Origin of the sequence: uncultured Ruthenibacterium sp., from assembly GCF_963558415.1 — a bacterium.
Lineage (GTDB): Bacteria > Bacillota > Clostridia > Oscillospirales > Ruminococcaceae > Ruthenibacterium.
In genome coordinates, this window is record NZ_CAUWGY010000003.1 from 1 (window position 1) to 24,947 (window position 24,947).

General features: G+C 47.2%; 28 protein-coding genes. 12 read left to right on the top strand and 16 right to left on the bottom strand.

All coding sequences use genetic code 11. From position 1 onward, the window contains the following. Positions 1 to 90 precede the first annotated feature (90 nt). Genes AB5H98_RS00855 through AB5H98_RS00865 form a run of 3 tightly spaced genes read right to left on the bottom strand, consistent with a single transcriptional unit; the run spans position 91 to position 4,092 of the window. Complete coding sequence (locus tag AB5H98_RS00855; protein WP_367924017.1) at positions 91 to 1,929, bottom strand: ABC transporter ATP-binding protein; 1,839 nt, start codon at positions 1,927 to 1,929, stop codon at positions 91 to 93. Continuing rightward, entirely contained in the window at positions 1,907 to 3,658 is a 1,752-nt protein-coding gene (locus AB5H98_RS00860) for an ABC transporter ATP-binding protein (RefSeq protein ID WP_367924018.1), read from the bottom strand. The genes AB5H98_RS00855 and AB5H98_RS00860 overlap by 23 nt, the downstream gene beginning before the upstream one ends. Next, entirely contained in the window at positions 3,655 to 4,092 is a 438-nt protein-coding gene (locus tag AB5H98_RS00865; protein WP_367924019.1) for a MarR family winged helix-turn-helix transcriptional regulator, read from the bottom strand. Before AB5H98_RS00865 ends, AB5H98_RS00860 begins: the two co-directional genes overlap by 4 nt. Positions 4,093 to 4,313: 221 nt before the next feature. On the opposite strand from AB5H98_RS00865, the gene AB5H98_RS00870 reads away from it, so the two are divergent. After that, entirely contained in the window at positions 4,314 to 5,975 is a 1,662-nt protein-coding gene (locus AB5H98_RS00870; RefSeq protein ID WP_367924020.1) for a Na/Pi cotransporter family protein, read from the top strand. Positions 5,976 to 6,038: 63 nt separating this feature from the next. Here AB5H98_RS00870 and AB5H98_RS00875 read toward each other — a convergent pair whose 3' ends face one another. Continuing rightward, positions 6,039 to 6,674 (bottom strand): YitT family protein, encoded by a 636-nt coding sequence (locus tag AB5H98_RS00875; RefSeq protein ID WP_367924021.1) that lies wholly within the window; start codon positions 6,672 to 6,674, stop codon positions 6,039 to 6,041. Positions 6,675 to 6,764: 90 nt separating this feature from the next. Between AB5H98_RS00875 and AB5H98_RS00880 the strand changes: the two genes are divergently transcribed. After that, positions 6,765 to 7,580 carry a MerR family transcriptional regulator gene (locus tag AB5H98_RS00880; protein ID WP_367924088.1) on the top strand — a complete coding sequence of 272 codons (816 nt, stop codon included), beginning with the start codon at positions 6,765 to 6,767 and terminating at the stop codon, positions 7,578 to 7,580. A gap of 57 nt (positions 7,581 to 7,637) precedes the next feature. Here AB5H98_RS00880 and ispE read toward each other — a convergent pair whose 3' ends face one another. Genes ispE through AB5H98_RS00900 form a run of 4 tightly spaced genes read right to left on the bottom strand, consistent with a single transcriptional unit; the run spans position 7,638 to position 11,311 of the window. Then, a complete protein-coding gene (gene ispE, locus AB5H98_RS00885) occupies positions 7,638 to 8,510 on the bottom strand; it encodes a 4-(cytidine 5'-diphospho)-2-C-methyl-D-erythritol kinase (protein ID WP_367924022.1) in 873 nt (290 codons plus the stop codon). 14 nt (positions 8,511 to 8,524) lie between these two features. Next, complete coding sequence (locus tag AB5H98_RS00890; RefSeq protein ID WP_367924023.1) at positions 8,525 to 9,667, bottom strand: DUF362 domain-containing protein; 1,143 nt, start codon at positions 9,665 to 9,667, stop codon at positions 8,525 to 8,527. Between the two features lies 1 nt (position 9,668). Then, the gene (locus AB5H98_RS00895; RefSeq protein WP_367924089.1) at positions 9,669 to 10,838 is read right to left on the bottom strand and encodes a pyridoxal phosphate-dependent aminotransferase; all 1,170 of its coding nucleotides are present in this window, start codon (positions 10,836 to 10,838) and stop codon (positions 9,669 to 9,671) included. After that, positions 10,838 to 11,311: an Lrp/AsnC family transcriptional regulator gene (locus AB5H98_RS00900; RefSeq protein ID WP_367924024.1), complete on the bottom strand. Its 474-nt coding sequence runs from the start codon at positions 11,309 to 11,311 to the stop codon at positions 10,838 to 10,840. Before AB5H98_RS00900 ends, AB5H98_RS00895 begins: the two co-directional genes overlap by 1 nt. Before the next feature lie 174 nt (positions 11,312 to 11,485). Here AB5H98_RS00900 and AB5H98_RS00905 point away from each other — a divergent pair, with 174 nt between their 5' ends. The 9 genes from AB5H98_RS00905 to AB5H98_RS00945 all read left to right on the top strand — a co-directional run bounded on the left by AB5H98_RS00905 (position 11,486) and on the right by AB5H98_RS00945 (position 17,976). After that, positions 11,486 to 11,755: an ACT domain-containing protein gene (locus AB5H98_RS00905; RefSeq protein ID WP_367924025.1), complete on the top strand. Its 270-nt coding sequence runs from the start codon at positions 11,486 to 11,488 to the stop codon at positions 11,753 to 11,755. Positions 11,756 to 11,779: 24 nt separating this feature from the next. Beyond that, positions 11,780 to 13,141 (top strand): PFL family protein, encoded by a 1,362-nt coding sequence (locus AB5H98_RS00910; RefSeq protein ID WP_367924026.1) that lies wholly within the window; start codon positions 11,780 to 11,782, stop codon positions 13,139 to 13,141. 114 nt (positions 13,142 to 13,255) lie between these two features. Beyond that, the gene (locus tag AB5H98_RS00915; RefSeq protein WP_367924027.1) at positions 13,256 to 13,465 is read left to right on the top strand and encodes a DUF378 domain-containing protein; all 210 of its coding nucleotides are present in this window, start codon (positions 13,256 to 13,258) and stop codon (positions 13,463 to 13,465) included. 130 nt (positions 13,466 to 13,595) lie between these two features. Next, positions 13,596 to 14,021, top strand: coding sequence for a tRNA (adenosine(37)-N6)-threonylcarbamoyltransferase complex ATPase subunit type 1 TsaE (gene tsaE, locus AB5H98_RS00920; protein ID WP_367924028.1), 426 nt, complete (start codon positions 13,596 to 13,598; stop codon positions 14,019 to 14,021). Further along, positions 14,018 to 14,710 carry a tRNA (adenosine(37)-N6)-threonylcarbamoyltransferase complex dimerization subunit type 1 TsaB gene (tsaB, locus tag AB5H98_RS00925; RefSeq protein ID WP_367924029.1) on the top strand — a complete coding sequence of 231 codons (693 nt, stop codon included), beginning with the start codon at positions 14,018 to 14,020 and terminating at the stop codon, positions 14,708 to 14,710. Before tsaE ends, tsaB begins: the two co-directional genes overlap by 4 nt. Positions 14,711 to 14,730: 20 nt before the next feature. Continuing rightward, positions 14,731 to 15,177, top strand: coding sequence for a ribose 5-phosphate isomerase B (rpiB, locus tag AB5H98_RS00930; RefSeq protein WP_367924030.1), 447 nt, complete (start codon positions 14,731 to 14,733; stop codon positions 15,175 to 15,177). A 30-nt stretch (positions 15,178 to 15,207) separates the two neighbouring features. Continuing rightward, positions 15,208 to 15,837: a uracil phosphoribosyltransferase gene (gene upp, locus AB5H98_RS00935; RefSeq protein ID WP_367924031.1), complete on the top strand. Its 630-nt coding sequence runs from the start codon at positions 15,208 to 15,210 to the stop codon at positions 15,835 to 15,837. A gap of 42 nt (positions 15,838 to 15,879) precedes the next feature. Further along, entirely contained in the window at positions 15,880 to 17,385 is a 1,506-nt protein-coding gene (locus AB5H98_RS00940; RefSeq protein ID WP_367924032.1) for a hypothetical protein, read from the top strand. 117 nt (positions 17,386 to 17,502) lie between these two features. After that, entirely contained in the window at positions 17,503 to 17,976 is a 474-nt protein-coding gene (locus AB5H98_RS00945; protein WP_367924033.1) for a helix-turn-helix domain-containing protein, read from the top strand. Here AB5H98_RS00945 and AB5H98_RS00950 read toward each other — a convergent pair. From AB5H98_RS00950 to AB5H98_RS00970, 5 genes are all read right to left on the bottom strand, one after another. Next, positions 17,971 to 19,317, bottom strand: coding sequence for an MATE family efflux transporter (locus tag AB5H98_RS00950; protein WP_367924034.1), 1,347 nt, complete (start codon positions 19,315 to 19,317; stop codon positions 17,971 to 17,973). The two genes, AB5H98_RS00945 and AB5H98_RS00950, sit on opposite strands and share 6 nt — an antisense overlap. Positions 19,318 to 19,368: 51 nt before the next feature. After that, positions 19,369 to 19,794 carry a MarR family winged helix-turn-helix transcriptional regulator gene (locus AB5H98_RS00955; RefSeq protein ID WP_367924035.1) on the bottom strand — a complete coding sequence of 142 codons (426 nt, stop codon included), beginning with the start codon at positions 19,792 to 19,794 and terminating at the stop codon, positions 19,369 to 19,371. Between the two features lie 97 nt (positions 19,795 to 19,891). After that, positions 19,892 to 20,593, bottom strand: a complete 702-nt coding sequence (locus tag AB5H98_RS00960) for a hypothetical protein (protein WP_367924036.1) — start codon at positions 20,591 to 20,593, stop codon at positions 19,892 to 19,894. After that, positions 20,583 to 21,068 (bottom strand): RNA polymerase sigma factor, encoded by a 486-nt coding sequence (locus tag AB5H98_RS00965; RefSeq protein WP_367924037.1) that lies wholly within the window; start codon positions 21,066 to 21,068, stop codon positions 20,583 to 20,585. The genes AB5H98_RS00960 and AB5H98_RS00965 overlap by 11 nt, the downstream gene beginning before the upstream one ends. A gap of 12 nt (positions 21,069 to 21,080) precedes the next feature. Then, complete coding sequence (locus AB5H98_RS00970) at positions 21,081 to 21,338, bottom strand: hypothetical protein (RefSeq protein WP_367924038.1); 258 nt, start codon at positions 21,336 to 21,338, stop codon at positions 21,081 to 21,083. Between the two features lie 158 nt (positions 21,339 to 21,496). On the opposite strand from AB5H98_RS00970, the gene AB5H98_RS00975 reads away from it, so the two are divergent. Next, a complete protein-coding gene (locus AB5H98_RS00975) occupies positions 21,497 to 22,261 on the top strand; it encodes a helix-turn-helix domain-containing protein (protein ID WP_367924039.1) in 765 nt (254 codons plus the stop codon). Between the two features lie 32 nt (positions 22,262 to 22,293). Here the strand turns inward: AB5H98_RS00975 and AB5H98_RS00980 are convergent, their stop codons facing one another. From AB5H98_RS00980 to AB5H98_RS00990, 3 genes are all read right to left on the bottom strand, one after another. Then, positions 22,294 to 23,607 (bottom strand): permease prefix domain 1-containing protein, encoded by a 1,314-nt coding sequence (locus AB5H98_RS00980; protein ID WP_367924040.1) that lies wholly within the window; start codon positions 23,605 to 23,607, stop codon positions 22,294 to 22,296. Next, positions 23,604 to 23,951 carry a PadR family transcriptional regulator gene (locus AB5H98_RS00985; protein WP_367924041.1) on the bottom strand — a complete coding sequence of 116 codons (348 nt, stop codon included), beginning with the start codon at positions 23,949 to 23,951 and terminating at the stop codon, positions 23,604 to 23,606. The genes AB5H98_RS00980 and AB5H98_RS00985 overlap by 4 nt, the downstream gene beginning before the upstream one ends. A gap of 154 nt (positions 23,952 to 24,105) precedes the next feature. After that, positions 24,106 to 24,834, bottom strand: coding sequence for a hypothetical protein (locus tag AB5H98_RS00990; protein ID WP_367924042.1), 729 nt, complete (start codon positions 24,832 to 24,834; stop codon positions 24,106 to 24,108). Between the last annotated feature and the right edge of the window lie 113 nt (positions 24,835 to 24,947).

Here is a 24,947-nt window from a genome sequence, read left to right on the forward strand (position 1 = left end):
CGCAAATCACACCATTTTATAGTATAACATAATCTCTTTGTCCAGATGAAAAAAATTTTAAAAAGAGGCCCCCAACGAGGGCCTCTTTTATTAGGATAATTCAAACATACCGTTATAAAGCCGGTAATACATTCCTTTTTGTGTCAAAAGCTCTTCATGGGTACCCCGTTCGATGATGCGGCCATGCTCTAAAACCATAATTGCATCCGCATTGCGTACCGTGCTAAGCCGATGGGCAATCACAAATACGGTTCTTCCTTCCATCAAACAATCCATACCTTTCTCTATGAGCGCTTCGGTACGTGTGTCAATCGAAGATGTTGCTTCGTCCAAAATTAAAACCGGCGGATCCGCCACCGCAGCCCGAGCAATGGCAAGGAGCTGACGCTGACCTTGTGACAGATTCGCTCCGTCTCCGGTAACCATCGTATCGTATCCATTGGGCAACCGGCGAATAAAAGAGTCTGCATTGGCAATCTTGGCTGCCTCAACAATCTCATCCTTTGTCGCATCCAGTTTTCCAAATCGAATATTGTCGGCAATGGTTCCCGTAAATAAATGGGTATCCTGCAGTACGATTCCGAGACTTCGGCGCAAGTCGTCTTTGCAAATTTCGCGCACATCAATACCATCGTAAATAATACGTCCCTTTTGAACATCATAGAACCGATTGATCAAATTGGTAATGGTAGTTTTTCCCGCACCGGTTGCCCCCACAAAAGCAATTTTCTGGCCAGGTTTTGCGTACAAACTGATATCATGCAAAATCGGATGATTGGAATCATATCCAAAATCCACATGTTCAAAACGCACATCTCCCTGCAGCGGAACCAATTTTTCATCTTGCTTCCATGCCCAGTGCCCGGTTTTTTCGCCGCAAGGAACCCAAAAACCATTTTCGCACTTTACATTGACCAAAACCGTTTGGCCATCGTCTTCTTCCGGGGCTTTGCGCATTACATTGAACACTCGTTCTGCACCAGCCAGAGCTGCCAGCAAGAAATTGCTCTGTTGCGTAAATTGATTGATTGGCATGGCTGCCTGACGAACAAACACAAGGTAACTTGCCAGACTTCCTACATCTGTCATACCCTTCATCGCCATCAAACCACCGACCACCGCCACAATCGCATAATTTACATAGGATATGCTTACAACTGCCGGCACCATCGTAGCCGCGTAACTCTGTGCCCCCGTTCCTGCACGGCGTAGACTTTCATTTCTTTGATCAAAACCAGCCAGATTCGCCTGTTCATGGTTAAACACCTTGACAATCTTTTGACCATTTACCATTTCCTGAATATATCCGTCCAACTCACCGAGACTCTGCTGTTGTGTTGCAAAGTAGGCTTTGCTTCTTTTCCCGCTAAATCGAATATACCAAAACATTGCTATATAGCAAACTACTACGATGAGCGAAAGGCGAGCATTGAGCACAAACAAAAGCGTAAGTGTTCCAACTACCTGTATAAAGCTTTGAATCACCATAGCAAAACTATTGTTTAGTGCATCGGCAATGGTATCCACGTCGTTGGTAAAATAACTCATTACATCGCCCTGCTTTTGCGCATCAAAAAAGCGAAGAGGAAGCGTTTGTAAATGAGCAAACAAATCGCGTCGAATATCAAACAATACCTTTTGTGCCGCTTTGACCATTGTCTGAGTGTATCCGAACGAGCACACCACGCCCACCGCATAAATTCCAGCCGTCAGCAAAACACCCTTGGCCAGCGCAGATATATCTCCTGTAGCCAAACTGTTTACAACTGGACGAATCATATACGTGCCCAAAAGGTTGGCGCTTGCACTGAAGGCTACTAAAACCGCAACTGCCCCCAAGAGAAATTTATGCCGTCCCATATAGGAAAGGAGCGATTTCACGGTAAAGCGTAAATCTTTTGGACGTTTACCGCTGAACTGCCGCGCCATGAACATTCGCTCCTTTCATTTGAGAATCGTAAATTTCCTGGTAGATGGGGTCGCTGGCGAGCAACTGCTGATGTGTGCCCACTGCATGAACCCGTCCGTCATCCAAAATCACGATGAAATCCGTATCCATTACAGATGTGATGCGCTGCGCAATGATGATTTTTGTGACATCCTGCATCTTACTCAGCGCTACTCGTATCTTTCCCTCGGTGGCCGTATCCACGGCACTGGTAGAATCGTCAAAAATCAAAACCTTAGGCCGTTTTAATAGCGTACGTGCAATGCACAGGCGTTGCTTTTGTCCGCCAGAAACATTTACACCGCCCTGCCCAAGATCTGCATCTAAACCGCCCGGCATACGCTCCAAAAATTCATCTGCACAAGCAGCCCGACAAGCCTCCCAAAGCATTTCATCGTCTGCATCGGGATTGCCCCAGAGAAGATTTTCCCTCACAGTACCTGAAAATAAAACGTTTTTTTGCAAAACGATCCCCACTGCGTCCCGCAGTGCATGAACGTCATACTCCCGCACATCTTTTCCGCCGACCAAAACCCGTCCTTGTGTCGCATCGTACAATCGTGGAATCAACTGCACAAGTGTCGTCTTGGCCGATCCGGTTCCACCAATCACGCCTACTGTCTGGCCTGGACGAATGGAAAAATTCACATCCAGCAATGCATATTCCTGCGCCTGTTCATTGTATTTAAAAGATACATTTTCAAATGCGGCACTGCCGTCTTTTACTTTTCTTTCTTCGGCTATGCCCGAAACCAATGTCGGCTGTTCTTCCAGCACTTCCCCAATTCGCTGTGCGCTGGCCAAGGAACGCGTTAATAGAAGGAACACATTCGAAATCATCATTAAGGAGTTCATTACTTGAAGTACATAACTGAGAAAACCTGTCAATTCTCCCACTTGAAGGCTTCCCGCCATGATCATCCTTCCACCAAACCATAAAATTAAAACAGTTGTGGAATACATGGTGAACTGAAAAGCGGGCATATTTAAAACCGCGTAGTGGAACGTCTTTTGACTGGTCTCCATCAGCTCCGTATTCACGCGGTCAAAACGTTCTTGCTCATATTCTCCCCGCACAAATGCTTTCACTGCTCGAATGGCTACAAGCCCTTCCTGCACCACATCGTTTAACCGGTCCACCGCTTTTTGCAAACGACTGTACATGGGCGCTACTCGGCGCACAACACAAAACAAAATCGTTCCCAAAACAGGCACGCAAAACAAAAACACCATCGCCAATTTTGGGCTCATATATACAGAAAATCCCACACCCAAAATCAACATTACCGGAGAACGCACCAAAGGTCGCAAACCGCCATTCACCGCATTTTGCAGCACCGTGATGTCTGTGGTCATTCGTGTGATTAAAGACGAAGATTCAAAGTGATCCAAATTGGCAAATGAATATTCCTGAACTTTTTTGTACTCAGCCTGACGCACTTGAGCTCCCAAGCCGTAAGAAGCACGTGCGGCAAAGCGAGCGTAAAGCAATCCGGTGGTCAGAGCCAACAAGGCACAGACTGCCATCTGAACTCCTCGGTTCCAAATGAGCGTCATATCCCCTTGTTCTACGCCAATATCAATAATATCTGCCATAAGCATGGGAATGGCCAGCTCAAAACTGGTTTCCACCAGCACCAATAAGGCCGCAATCGCCAAATCCTTCCGGTAGGGCCCCAAATGGAAAGCAATCTTCTTTAAATCTTTCATTTGTGCCCCTCCTCTTCATTTTCTTTCAGATTTCGATACGCACGGGCCAAGTAGTCCAAAAAGCGAGTCCTCTCCTCATCGGAAAAATCCCGCAGCATAATTTGTTCGACTTGAGAACAGTACTCCTTCCACTGCAAATGCGCCTGATACCCCTTCTCCGTCAGTTCTACAATGTCCGCTCTTCTATTTCCTTGGTCCACGCGTCTTGTGACAAAACCGCTTTTACAAAGGGCATCCAGCATTCGGCATACCGCCGCAGGATCGATTTCAAAATAATCAGCAATTTGTCTTTGCCGACTGGGTCCATTCTGCGCAAGATATCCCAAAAGCTTAGGCTGTCCAGATCCCAACCCAAGTTCCCCCAAATGTCCTCTCAGATAGTTTCGCTGCGCATGAAATGCTCGATAAAGCAACATATGAAGCAATCGTTCCATAATATCCCCTTCATGATATATCAATAATTGACTTATCAATTATTATACAAACCTTTTTCTTTGTCAAGCGGATATCATTTTACATTTCCTTTACATGGAGTTTACTCATTCATGATAGCTGCGTTTTTTCTTTTATGCTAATCTTACATTGGGGATATTTCGAACATGCTTTTTAAATAAGAACTAAAATCTAAAACTAAAATTGGTAAAGGGGAGCTCTCATGAAAGCCACGGACATTCTTAGCCTACTAGGCGGACTCGCACTCTTTCTGTACGGTATGCAAATGATGAGCGGCGGTCTGGAAGCCGCTGCCGGAAATCGTATGAAACAAATCCTGGAAAAATTGACCTCCAATCGTTTTCTGGGTGTTGCAGTGGGAGCGGCCATCACCGCTGTAATCCAGTCTTCTAGTGCCACTACTGTCATGGTCGTAGGCTTTGTTAACTCCGGAATGATGACACTGCAGCAAGCTGTCTGGATCATTATGGGCGCCAACATCGGCACTACCATTACTGGACAGCTCATTGCACTGGATGTGGGAGCACTTGCTCCTCTCTTCGCCTTTTGCGGCGTGGTCATGATTGTATTTCTCAAAAAGCCTCATTTCCACAACTACGGCCAAATCATTGCGGGATTAGGCGTTCTTTTTATTGGCATGGAAATGATGAGCAACGCCATGATGCCCTTGCGAGATTCACAGGCTTTTATTTCTCTGATGACTCGTTTTTCCAATCCGGTTCTAGGCATCTTGGCCGGCGCAATTTTCACCGCCATCATCCAGTCATCCTCTGCTTCGGTAGGTATTTTGCAGGCACTGGCTTCCAGCGGTCTAATTCCCCTTTCCAGCGCAGTGTACGTTTTGTTTGGTCAGAACATTGGTACTTGCATTACAGCCGTTCTCGCTTCTATCGGAACCAGCCGCAATGCGAAACGAACAACGGTTATTCATCTCTTGTTTAACATCATTGGCACAACACTGTTTACAGTGATTTGTCTTTTGTTCCCTTTGCCCGCTTTGATCGAGTCTCTTACCCCATCCAATCCTGCCGCACAAATCGCCAATATGCATACTCTTTTCAACGTAGTGACCACTGTGCTTTTGTTGCCATTCGGAACCCTTTTGGCAAAGCTTGCGCGCCGAATCCTGCCTGAGCTTCCGGCAGAGTCTGCACAGGAACGCCGCTTAATCTACCTCAAACCTTTGACCGGCGGAAAAGAATACAAAATTGGATCTTCCGCAATCGTTGTCAATGGACTTTGGCGGGAATTGACGCGTATGTTGGGTATGGTTCGTGAAAACGTAGAAGAAAGTTTTAATTCCGTTCTGTCAGGACAGGCTGCCTCTTTGAATCAACTGGAGGACCGGGAAGAGTACATCGACTATTTGAACAAAGAGCTGGCTGGCTATATTTCGCGAGCTATTGCATTTGAATCAAACCAAAAAGACTCCGCCGAAATCAGCGCTTGTTTTAAGATCGCCTCGGATTTAGAGCGTATCGGTGATCACGCTATGAATCTGTGCGGTTATACCGAACGTATGGCCGAAAAAGGAATTCGTTTTTCGAACGCTGAATTGAATGAGATTCGTCAGATGCGGCAGACCAGTTTGGATGCGCTTTGTCTATTGGAGCAAAATGACATCAGTGCTTCAGACAGGTTGGTTAAAATTGCTGCCATCGAGCAGAAAATTGACGATATGACCGCTCAATTCCGTCAAAATCAAATTGAGCGCATGCGGGAAGGCGGCCGAGAAAATGAATCCAGCGTCCTGTATTCTGAAATGCTCACGGATTTTGAACGCATCGGTGATCACATTTTAAACATTGGACAAGTTATACCGGAAACCGTCTCTCTTCACGCATTGGCCGATGCCACAGCATAAATCAAAAAGAGCTGGAACCTATCAAGGTTCCAGCTCTTTTCACTTTCCAAGTTTTAAAAAACATCAGTTGCTTTCTTCTGTTAGTCTTCTTTCCCAAAAAAACGGGCGCTGCATTCGTCCGATAATAAAGGAAGACAATGTCACTGTAACCAGGGAAAACAAAATGTTCTTGACGGGAATGTAAGACAACGACAACAAAAGAACCGTAAAATCTGTTGCAAAATAGGCCCGCTCAATCGGACATTTCAAAAAGCGAGATATCACCATAGCCAAGGCGTCATCGCCACCAGACGCTCCGCCCTCTCGCACGACAAGGCCTACACCCACGCCTACAAAGATACCGCCAACCACAGCAGCCACCAACGGAAAACTCGATAGATCCGGCATTAGATATCCAAAGAATTCCCATATACGGTAGCATACTGCGAAAGCCAGACTGGAAAAAATCGCATTTTTAAGAAAGTCTTTTCCCAAAAAACGCAACCCCAACAAATAGCACAAAAAATCCATACAAGGACCGGTCAGACTGGGGGAAAGTCCTGTCCAATTCTGAAGCAGCAGCATCATACCCAATACGCCGCCTTCGGTGATTTTGGTTCGGTCGTGAACGTGGAACAATCCGAACGACAAAATGGCAGCTCCCAAAAGCATAATGCCATAATGCGCCAAACCACTGTGGCGTTCACTTGAAGATTTCACAATATCCTTCCTTTCTATCTCTTGACGATTACTAGCATAAAGGATATAGTAACTATATTGTCAAGAGGAATGGAGGAAATTTTTTTGGAAGTGCGTTTTACTGTTGGCGAATTGGCAAAACTGGCCGGTGTATCCAAACAGATGCTTATCTATTATGATAATATGGACGTATTCAAGCCTCGTTTGGTAGGAAGCGAAAACGGTTATCGCTATTACACCGCTGACCAGCTCGAGCAGTTGGATACTGTACTCATGCTGCGGGAAATGGGTTTTTCTCTGAAAGAGATTCGTCTCCATATGGAACAACGCAGTACGGATACAGCGCTGGATGCACTACGCAGCCAACGCGAACTGATTCGTCGGGATATCCGCCGTATGCAAGCGATGGACCTTCGGCTGGCCCGCAAACTGGAAGATCTGGAGCGTGTGCTCTCAGCACAGCCCGACAATCCGTTTCTTTCTGAACAAGAAGGCATTGACCTGGCCATGGAACCGGTAAAAAAACCCTATGGTCTGCTGGAAGTAGACATTGCCCTGAAGCGGTTATTGCATCGTGCCAATGAACGTCAATACTCTTATTTCTATCAACTGGGTGATACGGTTTCACTCTCTGCACTGAATAAAAAGAACTTTTTATGTTTTGAACATGTTTTTGTTCCTCTTTTGAAGCGTACTTCTGGAGAGACTTTCTTTCATAAACCCAATGGCCAATATGCCTGCATCTATCACCGTGGCCCCTACGCCCGCACTTTTGAAAGCTATGAAAAACTTTTGAACTTTATCCAGCAGCAACATCTGACTCCCACAGGTCCAGCTTATGAATTTTGCGTTTTGGATAGTCTGACTACATCCCGCCCAGAAGAATATCTTACGGAAATACAAATTCCGGTAGAAACAAACAATTAAAAAGTAAAACAAGGAACAGCGAAGCTTCGCTGTTCCTTGTTTTTTGTCGTTATTTTTTCACTTGATTCCAAGCGAATGCGCACCGCGTGGCACAGGATGAAGGACCCAGCTTTGCGGATAATGCTTTTTTAGTTCCGCACGAGCCGCCTGAGCTTTCTTTTCATCTCGAAACACCCCAAACACCGCCGCTCCTGATCCAGTCATCAGCGCGGCCAATGCCCCGCAATCTCGAAGAATTGCTTCAATGGGCTTGTTCTCCGGGCTTTGCGAAGAAAACTCCAGTGCATTGGACATCTGCGCACACAAAGCATCTAAATCGCCATCAAACAGCGCTTTTTGCGCCAAATCATTGTTTGGTCGAACATCCGTACCCAGCACATCGTACCGGGCATATGCCTGCGGTGTGGAAATTCCACCTTGAGGCATACACACCGTAAACCAACATCGAGGACAATTGGGCATGGGCGTAATTTGGTCCCCAATGCCCCGAACTCTGGCCGTTCCCCCTAAAATGGAAAAGGGAACATCCGCACCTATTTTTAAACCCAGAGAACACAATTCATCCTGTGACAAACGCGCACCATACAATTCGTTCAATCCAACTAAAACAGCAGCAGCATCCGCACTTCCACCCGCCATACCAGCGCGAACCGGCACAGACTTTCGCACTACAATATCCACTCCCGCCAGCAGGCCAGTGTAATCAAAAAAAGCCAATGCCGCTTTGACGGCTGTATTGTTGTCGTTGGCAGGAACCGTGGAGCCCGGCAGTTTGAGACGCAGTGTTTCGCTTTTATGCAGTGTCACACGCTCATACAAATTCACCGTCTGCATCATCATATCCAAAGTATGATAACCATTGGGCTCCACGCCCGTAATATCCAGCGTCAAATTCAATTTTGCGGGAGCCAGAACCGTGATCGATTTCATCCACCATTCCTCCATCACATTTGAAACAGCCGAAACCGCTTGACCCGAATCGCCTTTACCGGGCACATTTCATGACAGCAAAAACAGCGAATACACCCTTTTGGGTCAATATGCGCCTTTCCTTGTTCCACACGAATGGTGTGTCCCGGACAAATTTCGACACATTTTCCACATCCCACACATTTGGACTTTTCAATTTTAGGGCGCGGCGCAATCCATTTTTCCACTCCTGGCACAGCCCAACGAATGGCACGAGGCGCTCGATTCGAAAAATTGATGTTTGTGTAGCTTTCCGGCAGACGAAAGTCGCCGATCGGATCGGCCTCTTTCACATCACCGCACAGCCATGTGGGATCCGCCTTTTCCGGACACAAACCACGCCTATGGGCGGCGTTCAAATAAGGAACTGCCATCGCGGGCAGCCCCATCATATGGCAAACTGTCAAGTCAATCGCATAAGGATTTTCCCCGCCCAAAATTAGATTCAGTTGCCGCGGAACTCCGCCAGCCGGGCCATCGCCCTCCATGGCCAAAACGCCATCCACTACCGTCAGATCCGGTTTGACCGTCTCGCACAAGTCCACCAGCATGTCCCCGAAAGATTCCTTTTCCGGAAATCGCATATGAAACTCTGCCTTTTGCAAACCGGGCACCGTACCAAATAAGTTTTTCACTGCGCAGGACATTCCCGTCATCACATGTGTTTTCAATTTAGGCACATTGACAATAAAATCCGCCTGCAAGACCGGTTCCAAAAGCTGAAACTGACGCACCAGCTTTCCCTGCGCTGCACGGATTCCCGAACGGCATTCCGTATAAACCTGAGTTTCCAAAGAACGACATTCCCAGCTCAACCCACTGGCCTGGTATACGCTGCGCATAATCGATGGATTATAAAGTCCCCCAGGCGAGTCAGCCACCACAATATCCTGGACGCCTCGTCTGCGCAAGGCACGAATGCAAGCAGCAACCACTGCGGGATGCGTCGTGACTGCATGATCGGGCACATGTTTCGCCAACAAATTTGGTTTGATCAAAACCTTACTGTGCGGACCGAGACCGCGGGCTCTCTCACTTGCAGCGAATATTGCTTCCACGGCCTGATCCACTTGCACGCCGTATCCATCGACCTTTTGAACAAAAACAGAATGCTCCAACTCAAACTCCCAATTCTTTCAAAAATTCTTCCATCCGTGAAACGGCCTTTTTCAAATGATCCAAAGAGTAAGAATAACTGATACGAACAAAACCCTCTCCCGAATCACCAAAGGCAGGACCGGGCACCACCGCTACCTTCTTGCTGTACAATAGCTGTTTGCAAAACTCTTCGCTGGGCAGCCCTGATTTTTGAATAGACGGAAAGACATAAAATGCTCCCTGAGGTTCAAAACAGGTCAAACCCAAACCATTCAAAGCATTGACCAACCAACGGCGCCGCAAATCGTATTCCTTGCGCATGGATTCAATATCCGCATCGCAGCTCTTAAGCGCCGTCACAGCGGCATACTGACTGGTAGTCGGTGCACACATAATGCAAGACTGGTGAATTTTTGTCATTACCTTGATGATAGGCTTGGGTCCACAAGCATAGCCAAGGCGCCAACCAGTCATAGCATGCGCTTTGGAGAATCCGTTCACCAAAATCGTGCGCTCCGCCATTCCGGGCAGGCTTGCGATACTCACATGCCGCGTATCTCCATACGTCAACTCCGCATAAATCTCATCCGACAAAACCAGGACGTTTGTCTCCCGCAGAACCTGTGCAATAGGCTCCAGCTCCTCTTTGCGCATCACTGCTCCTGTTGGGTTACACGGGAAAGGTAAAATCAACAACTTTGTCTTAGGTGTAATCGCAGCGCGCAGCTCATCTGCCGTCAGCTTAAAACCATTTTCCGCTTTCAGCGCAAGGGGGACAGCCACACCGCCTGTGAGCGTGGTGATTGGATAATAGCAAACAAAACATGGCTCCGGAATAATCACTTCGTCCCCCGGTTCCACCACCGCACGAATACACATATCAATGGCCTCAGAACCGCCCACTGTCACCAGCGTCTGATCTTCAGCATAATGCAATTGAAATCTTCTCTCAAGATACCGGCAGATCTCCTGCCGCAACTCTTTCAAGCCTGAATTGGAGGTATACCAAGTGCGCCCCATCTCCAGGCTTCGAATGCCCGCCTGCCGAATCGCCCAAGGTGTTTTGAAATCCGGCTCACCCACACCAAGGGAGATGCAATCTTTCATCTCCGCAGCGATGTCAAAAAATTTTCGAATACCGGATGGGCGCATTTCGGCCGCGGCTCTGGAAATCAGTTTTTCATATTCCATCATTGGCACTCCCGTTCATCGATGGGATCTTTTCCATACAACACCCCATCCTTCTTATACGTGCGCAGCACAAAGTGTGTAGCGGTAGAAAGAACGCCTTCCAAAGGGCTCAGGCGCTGCGCCACAAACAGCGCAATCTCCTGAAAGCTCTTTCCACGCATCATCAAGGACAAATCGTATCCGCCGCTCATTAGCATCACACTGTCCACCTCAGAAAAATCAGCCAAACGAGCAGCGATCTCATCAAACCCAAAGTCGCGCCGGGGCGTGACGCGCAGTTCAATCAGAGCCTGTACATCTGCCACCCCTGCTCGTTCCCAGTCTACCAGTGTCCGGTATCCGTTGATAATGTGCTTTTCTTCGCATTCATCCATATAAGCGGCCACTTCCTGTACACTTTTCCCAGTCATAGCTGCCAGTTCTTCCAGGCTGGTACGAGCATTGGCTTCCAAAACTTTCAAAATCTGTTCCATCAACAATCTCTTCCTTTCCCTGTAAGCTTTCAATACAATATATTTTTCTTCATATTATAAACAAAAGCCATCCGAAAGTAAATCTTCCTTTTTCTTTTTGTATGCTCTATCATTTCGCATGGATTTCTGTTATACTATCTTTTATATTTGCAAGCCAAAGGAGAGAATCATCTTATGGAAGCTGTGATTACCGTTGTAGGCAAAGATGCGGTGGGTATTCTTGCAAAAGTATGCACTGCATGTGCTGAGGCAAATGTAAATGTAGAAGAGGTTACGCAGAGAATTCTGCGTGGAACATTCGCTATGATTATGCTGGTGGATATGAGCAAAGCAACGTTGGATTTTGCTGCATTTTCGGAAAAGCTGACACAAACCGGTCAGTCTATGGGAGTGGACGTGCGCTGTACCCGTCAGGAATTGTATGAAACCATGCATCATATCTGATTTTCCCATTAAGGAGTGACGACATTGCTGAACACCAATGACATTCTTGAGACCATCAAAATGATCTCGGACGAAAATCTGGACGTTCGCACCGTGACCATGGGAATTTCCCTTTTGGATTGTGCGGATCCAGACGGAAAAAAAGCTTGTGAAAAGATCTATCGCAAAATCACTACCTGCGCAAAGGATCTTGTAAAAACGGCAGACGAAATTTCTGCCACCTACGGAATGCCGATCGTAAACAAACGTATTTCCGTAACCCCCATTGCCATGCTTCTTGCGTCTGCCCCCGATGCCGACCCCGTATGGTATGCCAAAACATTGGACCAGGCCGCCAAAGCGGTGGGTGTCAATTTTATCGGCGGATATTCTGCTCTGGTACACAAAGGATTTTCGGCCGGCGACAAGCGTCTGATTGAAAGCATTCCGCAGGCTTTGGCCCAGACAGAGTACGTATGCTCCAGTGTAAACATTGGTTCCACCAAGACCGGAATCAATATGGATGCGGTCAAAATGATGGGGCCTGTCATTCGCCAAGCGGCCGAATTGACACAGGACAACATGTGCATGGGCGCAGCCAAATTGGTTGTGTTCTGCAACGCCCCCGAAGATAATCCCTTTATGGCCGGCGCTTTCCACGGCGTGGGAGAGCCGGATTGCGTTATTCACGTGGGTGTTTCCGGACCAGGGGCCGTACGCGCCGCTTTGGCAAAGTTGCCTAAAGATGCCTCTTTGGATCAGGTAGCGGAACTGATCAAGCGCACGGCTTTCAAAATTACTCGCATGGGACAATTGGTTGGAAATCTGGTTTCTGAGCGGCTGGGTGTCCCCTTTGGAATTGTGGATTTGTCTCTTGCTCCCACTCCTGCGCCCGGTGATAGCGTAGCGAACATTCTGGAGGAAATCGGACTGGAAAGTTGTGGTGGATGCGGCACCACTGCCACTCTTGCGCTGCTGAACGACGCAGTAAAAAAAGGCGGCGTTATGGCATCCAACCATGTGGGCGGCTTGTCCGGCGCATTTATTCCTGTTTCCGAAGACGACGGCATGATCAAAGCCGTAGAACGTGGAAGCCTGACGATTGAAAAATTAGAGGCCATGACAGCCGTATGCAGTGTAGGAATCGACATGGTTGTGGTTCCCGGTGAAACTTCGGCTGCCGTACTCTCCGCTTTGATTGCGGATGAAGCGGCCATTGGCATGGTAAACACCAAAACTACCGCTGTCCGTGTAATTCCCGCCATCGGGAAAAAGAGCGGCGACGTGTTGGATTTTGGCGGACTTTTGGGATATGCTCCCATTCTGGACATTTCCACATTCCGCCCGGATGTGTTCGTGAACCGCGGCGGCCGCATTCCGGCGCCGCTCCAGGCATTGAAAAACTGACAAACAATACAGGCGCATCCTTTGGAAAGAAGGGTGCGCTTATTTTTGTATAAAGCCATAAATCCCGGGAATACTATGGGCATCGAAACCTTCATTGGAAAGGAAGTAGCTGTCATGAATGTATTTTATAAAATCTGTATCGTGCTAATCATCATCGGTGGCATCAACTGGGGATTGGTCGGTTTGTTCAATTTCAACGCCGTAGCATGGCTTTTGGGCGGGGCTACCAGTTTGTTCAGCCGCACGGTCTTTACACTTGTGGGTGTGGCGGCATTGTGCGCAATCCCAAGTTTGTTTGATCTTGGAATGTCCAAGGACACCTAATTTTCTTTTCTCAGGACGGCACGCTGCATTCGCGGCGTGCCGTCCTTTCTTTTCCATTGCCCCAAACTTTACAAGCAGACCTGTTTTGTTATATAATAGGATGAAATATGCAGAGGCGCAGAGGTGAAATATGGCTGTATTTGAAACAAACAGCAAAGAGGAAACCGTGGCGTTGGGTCGCCGTCTGGCGAAAACATTGCATCCCGGTGACCTAATTTTATTCACCGGCGGACTGGGCGCCGGCAAGACTGCCTTTTGCGAAGGAATTGCATCTGGGCTCGGCTGTACGGATGAAGTACAAAGTCCCACATTTGCCATTGTCAACTACTACCGCGGCACGCAGCCAATGGCACATTTTGATTTGTATCGTATTTCCACGCTGGCCGATTTGGAAACTGCCGGATTTTTTGATTACCTGGATGAGGGTGCGATTGTCGCGGCTGAATGGAGCGAAAACACTGCTGATCTTCTTCAGAATGAATCGGCCATTCGCATTGACATCGCTCGTACAGGCGACACAAACCGTCGAATCACCATTGAGGGGGCGCAGTTATGACCATTTTTGGTCTGGATTCAACTGGTAAAACTGCAAGTGCTGCGATTTTGAAAGATGGAGAGCTGATTTACGAAAGTTACCTTGCCGCAGGCCTTACTCACAGCGAAACGCTCATCACTTTGTGTGATAATGCACTGAAAGCGGTCAAGCTCCAAATAAAAGATGTTGATTTGTTTGCTGTAACCCACGGTCCGGGAAGTTTCACAGGACTTCGCATTGGGTTGGCCGCTGTCAAAGGACTCGCGTTTCCCTTACAGATTCCCTGTACGGGTATTTCTACATTGGAAGCACTCGCTTGGGGACTTCGAACCAATGGAAGCGCGCTTTGTGCACTGGATGCCCGGCGAGGGGAAGTATACTATGCAGCTTTTTCTGTAAAGGATGGCACCGTGACCCGTTTATGCGAGGATGCAAGCGCTCCCGCCAGTCAGTTGGGAGAATTGGTTGCCTCCTTGCCAGGACCCGTTTGGTGTTTTGGAGACGGAGCACAAATTGTTTATGATTCATGGAAGCACAGCCGCAATGACCTGTGGCTGTGGCCGGCAGACGGCCGGCTTTGCCACGCTGGCTGCGTGTGCCGCGCAGCGCAGGCTTCCGGGACTTTTAGCACACCGGCGGCATTGGTCCCAGAATATCGCCGGCTTAGCCAAGCAGAACGTGAACGTGCGCTTCGCACGTCGACGCAATAACAGAGAGGAAGGATCTCATTATGAACAAACCGATTGCACTGGGTGCCGACCATGGCGGATGGGCACTAAAAGAAGCCGTAAAAAAACATCTGGACACACTGGGTGTAGCATATCAGGATTTCGGTACATACAGTGAAGAATCTGTGGATTATCCGGATATGGCGGTGCCGCCTTGTGAAGCAGTTGTAAAAGGTGAATGCGATAAAGCTCTGCTGTTCTGTGGCACGGGCGTCGGCATCAGCATTGCAGCCAATAAAATCAAAGGCATTCGCGCTTGCTGCTGCAGCGATACCTTCAGTGCAAAATACACTCGTTTACACAACGATGCCAATGTACTTTGCATGGGCGGACGTGTTGTGGGCGCAGGATTGGCCTGTGAACTGGTGGATATTTTCCTGAACACCGAATTTGAGGGCGGAAGGCATGCCAAACGCATTGCTAAAATCTCTGAAATCGAAAACCGTTAACCATATTAAAAACAAAGGAGTCTGAAAAACATGAGCAAGACCGTTATCATGGATCATCCCCTGGTACAGCACAAGGTAAGCTTGTTACGCAACAAAAACACCGGAACCAAAGAGTTTAAGGAATTGGTCAGCGAACTGGCAATGCTCCTTTGCTATGAGGCAACACGGGATCTTCCCACGGAAGAAGTGGAAATCGAGACCCCTATTGCGATTGCAAAAACCCATATGCTGTCCGGCCGGAAACTGGCTTTGGTCCCCATCCTGCGTGCGGGTCTGGGCATGGTCGACGGCATGCTGGCTCTGATTCCTGCTGCTAAGGTGGGACATATCGGCATGTACCGCAACGAGGAGACCTTAGAGCCTGTGGAATACTATTGCAAACTGCCCGCCGACATCGCTGAACGGGAAGTAATTGTTTTGGATCCTATGCTCGCTACCGGCGGGTCCGCCTGCGACGCAATTACGCAGATTAAGAAACGCGGCGTGAAAAACATTAAGTTTATCGGACTGATCGGTGCACCTGAAGGACTGAAACGTCTGCAGGAAACACATCCCGATGTGGACATTTATATGGCTGCTCTGGATGAATGCTTAAATGAAAATGGTTACATTGTCCCCGGTTTGGGTGACGCGGGTGACCGTATCTTTGGCACTAAATAATTTTGTGCCACGATTTTGAACAAAAGAGTGGAGAATGAACCTATGGCAAAACGCGAACTGAGAAGAAAAGTACTGGCGACTATCATAACGGTATTTGTCATGTGCTGCGGCCTTGCGCTGTGCATTGTGCTTTTGATTACAAGCAAAGTGTTTTCTTCCACGATCCGCTGGCTGATGCTCGCTTGTACCGTTGGCTTGGGCATTGCAACGATCGGTCTTCTGGTTTGTAAAATCCAAGAGATTCGAACACTGTCCAAACTGGTCAAAAAAGAAGCTGAGCTGCCGCAGCAACCCATTGACGAACCGCAGCAGACTCAACCGGAATTGCAACCGCTGCAAACACTGGACGAACTTCTTCCTACTTTGGAAGAGCAGTCCCCTGCACCTGCCCCTTCAACGCAGAACGAACCGGCGGTGCCGCCTGTGCAACCGGTTGTTCCTGTTATGGCGACGCCTCAACCTGTACATACCGTTTCTACTCCGGAACAAATGCCTCAAAAGGAACCCGAGGCTCCGGAGCAGCATCATTGGCAACCCATCAACTTCCGGGCGGTAGATGAGCAGTACAAAAATGCGCAAACTGCCCGTGTAAGAGCAATGGAAGAGGCACGCAATGCACAAGCACAGGCTCGAGAGTTAGCCGAACAGGCTAGACTGCGGGAACAAGCACAACTTGCAGAGCAAAAAAGTCAGACGCAGACGGTGACAACTACACCGTCCGTCAGCAAGGAAGAACAGTTGCTTCAACGCGCAGAGGCACAACAACAGGCCCGTCGGGCAGAACAAATCCGCATGGCTGATGCGGCACGTACCGGACAGCTTCCACGTATCACCAATGAAATGATTGCTCAAGAGGAAGCACGTTTAGCGGCTCTTGCCCGTCAAGCAGAGGCACAGCGTTTGGCTCAGTCCACTGCTCCAGCTACTCCTGTGGTGTCTGCGCCTGTTCAGACTCCGGAACCCATGACTTCTGTACGCCCTGTTTCCGATGTGTCTGCGCCTGTTAATGAAAAAAGAGCTGTTGCGCAGCCCGCTTCATCCGCGGCTCCTGCTGAGAAGTGGGGACAAGCATGGTCCGCGCCAAAGCAAACCAATCCATCGGAGTCTGGCAATAACCAACCGGAACATACCCCTATTGCTTGGCCCTCTGCTTCAAAGCCGGCCAAGACGACCCAGTTACCACGCATCACCGATGATATGGTTGCTGCTGCCAAGAATCAAAACAAATTCCAAACAGCGGCTGCCACTGGCCAATTGCCGCGCATCACCGACGATATGGTTGCTGCTGCCAAGAATCAAAACAAATTCCAAACAGCGGCTGCCACCGGTCAATTGCCGCGCATCACCGACGATATGGTTGCTGCTGCCAAGAATCAAAATCGATTCCGGACAGCAGCCGCTACCGGCCAATTGCCGCGCATTACCGATGACATGGTTGCTGCCGCTAAGACTCCCAAACCTGCCCAAACACTTGGAAATTTTGCAGCTCATTATCAGAAGGGTTCCAAATCTGCGGATTCTTACTGGAAAGCGCAAAATAAAAACTAAGCAAAAGATCCCGAAGAAATTATCTTCGGGATCTTTTTTACTTCTTAATGGATTCTACCTTTGGTAGAGTGACTTTTATCTGAGAATATGTAATACTCAATCCAGGAGGGATGCTTCATGATGAGCGCAGAATACACTGGTCAAAAAATTATGGAATCCCGCAAACAAAAAAATTGGACACAACGCCAACTTGCCGAAAGACTGCACGTAACCGACAAAGCCGTAAGTAAATGGGAAAGAGGCATCAATTATCCGGATGTAGCTCTATTCGAACCTCTGGCCAAGGAATTGGACACCACCGTTCTCACACTTCTGGGGCTAGAAAATGTTCAGGGAGAAGAAGTCGCCGGAGCTTTTTCTAAGATTTCTCAAATGGAACGAAAAAAAATTCAACGAGAACTCACTCGGAGAGGATGGCTGGACATTTTCTGCGGCGTTATTCTTTGGGGCGCTGCGCTGTACACGTCATGGATTCTCAATATGTCTCAAATTTATGGCCTTCCCCAAATTTCAACAGCAGGCATGAGCGGAATCTGTGCCCTGGTCATTGCCAATGGAATTTTTTCCGTTCAAAAAAGCAAACTTTTATGAAATCGTTTTGTGCCTTAAGGTTCGCTTTTGGCGAACAACAAGAGCAACCGAAATCAACAGGGCCAAAAAGTCACTGACCGGCTGCGCCCAGAAAATTCCATTTGTACCCCCAACCAGTGGAAACAAATAAATGAGCGGAATTAAAAATACAATCTGACGGAGAACAGTAATCAAAATGGAGGGAATTGGTTTTCCGATTGACTGAAAAAAAGTGGTTGCCAACATTACAAATCCTAAAATAGGCGTAATGCAAAAATTAATTCTCAATCCTGGAATTCCAATGGAAAGCATCTCATCGGTGGCCCCAAACGCCAAAAGAATCTGTTTTGGAAAAAATAATGTGATAAGCCAAATGATGCATGTGACCCCAACAGACAACATGGTTCCTTTAAAAAGCGTCTCCATAACACGATTATAATGACCGGCACCGAAGTTGTTTCCAACAATCGGCTGAATCCCTTGGCTGATCCCACTGGCAGGCATAATCACAAAAGTCATAATGCTGGAAACCACCGCATAGACGCTTATGGCCGCATCTCCACCATACTTTCCCAACTGTCCATTGTAAATTAAGGCAATAAAACCCATTGCCATTTGTGCAACCCAAAAGGCAAATCCACAAGAAACAATTTTTGGCCACAAATCGCGATCCAACGAAAAAATCTTTTTGCGTATTTTAACATTTACCTTGCCGCGAAAGACCAAACAAACCCCAAATGCCGCAGATAAACACTGACCGATTACCGTTGCCCACCCGGCACCTTCTACACCTAAGTTCAACCCGGCCACAAATATCGCATCGAGCACAATGTTCGTGAATGCTCCTACGCTGGTGACCAACATTCCGCCAACTGGATGCCCCGAAACCCGTACAAAATCGCAAAAAACCTGCGTCAGGCCTTGAAACAAACATCCAAGAGAAACAATTCGATAATATGCTACCGCATAGGGATACGAAGTCTGTGTAACTCCAAACACTTTGAGAAATGGTTCTTGGCATAACAACAAAATTACTGTTAAAAACAATTCGCTGCCGATGACCAATACCAATGCATTTCCAAAGGATCGGTTCATTTTTTCTTGTTCTCCCTGACCTGCATACAGGCTGAACAATGAGGCTCCTCCTGCACTACAGGTCAATGCAAATGCCATCATCATAAATGATAGAGGAAAACAAACCGAAAGTCCCGCCAAGGCAGATGTACCATTGAAATTTCCTACAAAGATACGGTCTACGATATTATAAATCGCTGTGATCAAAAGCGATAGCGCGGCCGGAATCGAAAATCGCAGTATCAGACTAAATAAGTTTTCCTTTTGAAAATCTGCTTTTGTTTGCATATTATAATCTCCCAACAAATTAGTTTCCTAAGTATTATTCAAAAAACCTTTTCAAGAAAGGTTTTTCGTCATCTGATTGATCACTCGAAAAAAGACTTCTAAGTCCTGCTCAGAAATATCACGCACCAAATCCTCTTCCAATGTTATTAAATCGTCCATAACCGACTGCCGATAACATAACGCTTTATCGCATACAATGATGCGTTTCAGCCGTGCATCCTGCGGCATACTTTCTCGACAAATCAGTCCGTTCTTTTCCATCTTTTTCAAAAGTTCACTCGCCGTGGGAGGACGAAGACCATATTCCTCTTCGATATCCTTTTGAAAAACATCTTCGGTCTGAGCCAAAAGAAAATGTAGCACTCTGCCTTGTGCTCCACTCAATTCCCGCGTAGAAGACAATGCATCAATTCGTCTTCGTATTTTATTGGAAAGTTTGCTAACAGAACGAGCCGCTGAACGAGATAAAGACCGCATGCAAACGCCTCCTAAAATTAGTTTCCTAAGTAATTATAAAACTTTTGTGTTCAATGTCAAGAAAAAAGCGACAGACTGTTTGAGTCTGTCGCTTTTTTCAATGATGAAACCTCTTTCCATCTCCGTGGTGATATCCGCTTTGCATCTGCTGTAAACCGCTTTCTTCCAACAGATTCTGTATTTCTTTCATAGTCATCGTGCTTACCTCTTCTGGTGTAATGCTAGGATTCACCTGCTGCAATGCTAAAAAAGCACGATACTTTCCGCAGGACAATTTTAGCGAATGCGCCTGCTCCAACTCTTCGTTATTGGCGATGTAACAATAGGGATTAAACGTAGAAGTGCAAGTCTTCAATTGCACCATTATATCATCACATCGCTCCGTATTTTTTCCAATTACTCCAATAGAAAGGATTGCATCGTCGCCGAGATAGCTTTGCATTTCTTCACTGTTTAACAGTTGTTCAACTGCCTGAGTGTAGTCCAAGAATCGAATTTGCACATTTTGAGCCAACTTTTCTCCATCTTCGTTCAGCCCCTTTATCTCTACGATACGATCAAACCGATTTACGCTTAGTTCCACCGATGGATTCACATCGATGCTTATCACCGCTACCGGCGAAAAATAGAGCGTTACACTCCCCAGTAGGACCAATAATAACAGCGTACATGCCACCATTCCTATACGCCGGAAGGGCGGGCGGCGGCGCGCTCTCTGAGCCAAAAAAGCTTTTGTCTGCGCCTTGAGTGCTTCACTGGCGTGAATGGAATCAAACGCTTGTTTTATTTCACTCTTCATCTGCCTTTTCCCCCAAAGTATGCCGAAGCAGCTTTCGTGAACGCGTTAGAAGCGTATAAACAGTGTTCACATTTTTCCCCAAAATTGAACCAATCTGTGGTGCAGTATAACCCTCATAGTAATGAAGATATACTACGCGCCGGTACTTTTCTGGCAGAGCAAAAACCGCTTCTAATACATCCTGATTTTCCAAAGACGGTCCATATATTTGATCCGTCAAAGTATCCAATGAAACGGTACGACTGTGAAAAAAACTCCGAAGCAAATCTTTGCAGGCATTCATGGTAACACGAATCAACCAGGCTTTTTCATGCTCTTCGCTCTCAAAATCGGATGTGTGCATCATATATTTCATAAATACTGTTTGAAAAACATCTTCCGTATCCGCGGTACTTTTCAAATGCAAAACACACAAACGCCGCACCATATCCGCATACTTATCCAAAGCCGCATTCAACTCTTGCTCGCTCCGCATGCCGACCCCTCTTTACAATGATCTGTTTTGCCCGCAACCCCAGCCTCGTCCAAAATGGCTCTGACGACCTTGAAAATCACAGACACGATCTGTGATTTCATTTTCAAAACAATTTTTGCTTACACAGCTTCTTTCGTCTCGAAGGTCACAAATTCCATCGCCATCGATGTCCACAAAGTTTCGTCCTGTTCCCGCTGCAAAGGCCGTTGCCGCTGTAATAAAAACGACCAGCACAACGGCTACTGTTATGGCCCCAATTTTTTTCTTCAATGAATCTTCCCCCTTTTTTGCCTTTTCATTTTCAATACGAATGAAAAGGCAAAATCCATTCACCATGCGGTTACTTTTTAGGCGCACAGGCAACTCTACCAATGGTCGGTTGTCTTCTTTCCGCAAATTAGGTATGATGACTTACGGGAGATGAGGTTATGTATGAAATTGATCGCGAGGCCTTTGGACAATTCTTATCAAAAACCCGCAAGTCCAAAGGGCTGACGCAAAAGCAGTTGGCTCAGCAACTTTTTGTGTCCGATAAGGCCGTCAGTAAGTGGGAACGCGGCCTGAGTTTACCGGATATCGCGCTTTTAGCACCCCTGGCCCAAACATTGGATGTGACTGTAACCGAACTTTTGCAGGCCAAAAAACAACCTCAAAATGAACCTCTTTCCGTTGAGGATGTGGAACATTTGCTGACCGGCTCATTGACACTGGCTACCCAGGAATATCACCGTGGCCGTGCAGGTTATCGAAAACAGGTGACGATATATTTGTTGTGTCTAGTGATTACAGCCTTCGAATTGCTTGCCTTATATCTTTTAGGGCTCGGTTCCTTTCTGCTAAACAACTTTTTCTGGACACTTGAAGGCCTTGCTCTTTTATTCGGAAGCTGGTTTTTTCTAACCCGATATACCAGACTGCCCGACTATTATGACAAAAATAAAATCAGCTTTGTGGGCAACGGTGTCTTTCGACTAAACATCGTCGGTGTCTACTTTAACAACCGCAACTGGCCTCGGATTCTACAGGCTGGCAGAATCTGGGGCATGAGCACCTGCTTGTTATTTCCCGTTGCATACACATTGCTCTGTGTGTTTTTCCCTGAATTTTTATCTTCATTGCAGATTGGGTTGACGCTCTTTTTTCTTTTCACTTTGTTCGGAACAGTCATATGGATTGGGAAAAAATACGAATAAAAAAGCCCTCTCTTATTCAGAGAGGGCTTTTCTCATTCCCAGCGAATTTGAAGCCGAAGCCCCTTTCTCTCACAAGCGGAATTCCATCCTCCTTTTACCGAATCCAAACGGAAGGCCGAAAGCAGCATTCCAGCCATTGCCGCCTGCACACAGCCATTCCATATGCCATCGCTCAAAAAAAGTACCACACCGCTAAAGGCGCCTGCGCTGAACAACAATTCCCCCGTCAAAACAGCCGCCCCGGCCAATCCCAAGAAACGGCCTGCGGCACTATGAGTGCGCAAAACTGCACGCCACAATAGCACTAAACACAGTATCATCAATGCCAACATCGCCAAGGCCGCCGGCCGACCAAAGGCATATGCACCAAAGGTCAACGGGTAATCTGAACTTAAAAGCCGATATACGCTTTCTTCATCTACCGCTTGTAACCAAGTAGACGGTTGTAACGGCGAGTTTCCCTGCCAAATAGTCAACCGCAATAAAGACAAAAATCCTGCGCCTGTGGGATCAACAAAAGGATTTAAACGTTCGAACATACGCTGAACAAGGTTTAGATTTGTCATTACAAGAACAAAAGGTACCCCGACTGCAGCGGTTATGGTTAATCCCACACTTTTTCTTGCTCCCCAACCAAACCAATCTTTCCATGCACAGTACATGCATAAAACAAAACCTGCTAGTGCCAAGCATAGCATCTGGTTGGTGGCTGGCACCCAAAGAGCTGCCAATAGCATCGGAATCAACGAAAGCATTCCAGCCAGCAATCCGACGAGGCCTTTCTTTCTCTGTCGATACAACACTGCAGCATGACCGAAAGCGAGAAAGGCACATAAGGACCTTGCATAAATATAGGTTCCGTTGATTGGCTGCGATACGAACACCACTGCCGCCACCAGTGCCAATGAACCGCCATACCAAAGCCATGTATACCGAAGACTGGCCGCAGCATCGGTCATAAAATACACCAGTGCCAGTACAGCTATCGGCACAATACTGCGCAGCAACATCCAAGTTATATCCTCAGCTCGATCCAGCTCTGCCAATCCCCAACAACGCAGCAGCGCTCCCATTATAAATAAAGCGGATACCAAAAGGAAAGGAGCCCAAGCAGACTGCGGACGATGAACTCCATCCAGACGCATCCCCACTTCGACCGGGTCGCCCATACTTTCCAATGTTTTGCTCATTGCCTGTTCCGCATTATCCCCCTCAGCCAAAAACGCCTCGTACTGATCTTGCAAATGAGCCTCCAACTCTGCCTTAACGGTTTTTACTGCGGCGCGACAACGAAGTTGAGCCGTCACCTGTTCCAACCATGAATCCCATCCTCTCGCCGGCATCATCCATTCCCCCTTTGCAACTGTGCAGGTCTCAACACATGATTTATAGCGGTACTGACACGGTCCCACTCTTTCTGCTGAACTTCCAATGCCTGTCGACCAGACCGTGTCAAATGGTAATATTTGCGGGGTTTACCCGCTATTCCTGCGGCCTCATAACTCTCAATCTTTCCCTCCTGCTCCAGCACATGCAGAATGGGATAAAGCGTTCCTGCCTTCAACGAAAAGGTATCATTGGAACGTCGGGCCAGCTCCTCAATCATTTGATAACCATACATGTCCTGCTCTTGCAAGAGACGCATAAGCAACATCTGCGTAGATCCTGGCACCAAATTTTTCGTCTGCATTTTTCTCCCCCCGATATATTGATTATCTATATATAGCATTATAAGTAGATAATCTATATATGTCAAGAACATTATTTTTAGCAGAGAGATAAATTACCGAAAATACCGAGACAAAAAAACAGAAGTGGTTTTGATACCGCTTCTGTTCGAATTATTAAGAAAATCGAATCTTTCCGTCGTAAGGTGTGGAAAACTCGGAAAACAGCCAACCCGCATCTGTATTTACCATTTCCAATGTGCAAGACATACCGTCGTCATAGCAGGTTTCAAACACAATTTTCGTGTCTGTGTTGGACAACAAACGAAACTCACTCGGAAACGGATACTCGGCATCACTTGTCTGTGCCACGCGCAACACATACAGCCTGCCATCAAACTCAGCATATAGTGATTGACCTGCTAGTGCCGGCCCATCATCGATGGGAATGGACGAACTTTCTACCGGAACATAAGCTCGAAACAGCTTCTGGAACAACTCAAAATCAAACAGAGACCTCAGATAATCAGCTAAATCTGCGGAATCCTCAAAAGCGGTCTCTCTCACATACGTATCATAAGGAAGGTCTGTTACATAAACTTCGCTCTCATCGGGCCGAAATCCTGGCTCCACCGAAAAAGCGCGATAAGCATTCATCGCCTCCACGTACAGGTACTGCTGACTCGGGTCCAAAAAATCGGGTACAGCCAGAATATATTCTACAAGCACACCCGAAGGCACATGAAAATCGTATTTACCGGTGGTCTTGTAATCCTCCTCCATCCAGGCGGGTATGGATATCGAATGAGACGCCACTTGAGACGATGACGTCGAGACAACCAACTCGGTGGCACTGCATCCAATCAAAAGTAAAACCACGCATAAAACCATCACCCATCTTCGCATCTTTTTCAACCCCCTTCGTAAAAGAAACGAGACAAATGGGCTAAGTATTGCACAATTCTTGACAGACTTTAAATTGGCATGGTTGCTTGCCTCGCAGCACAAGCGGGAAAGGA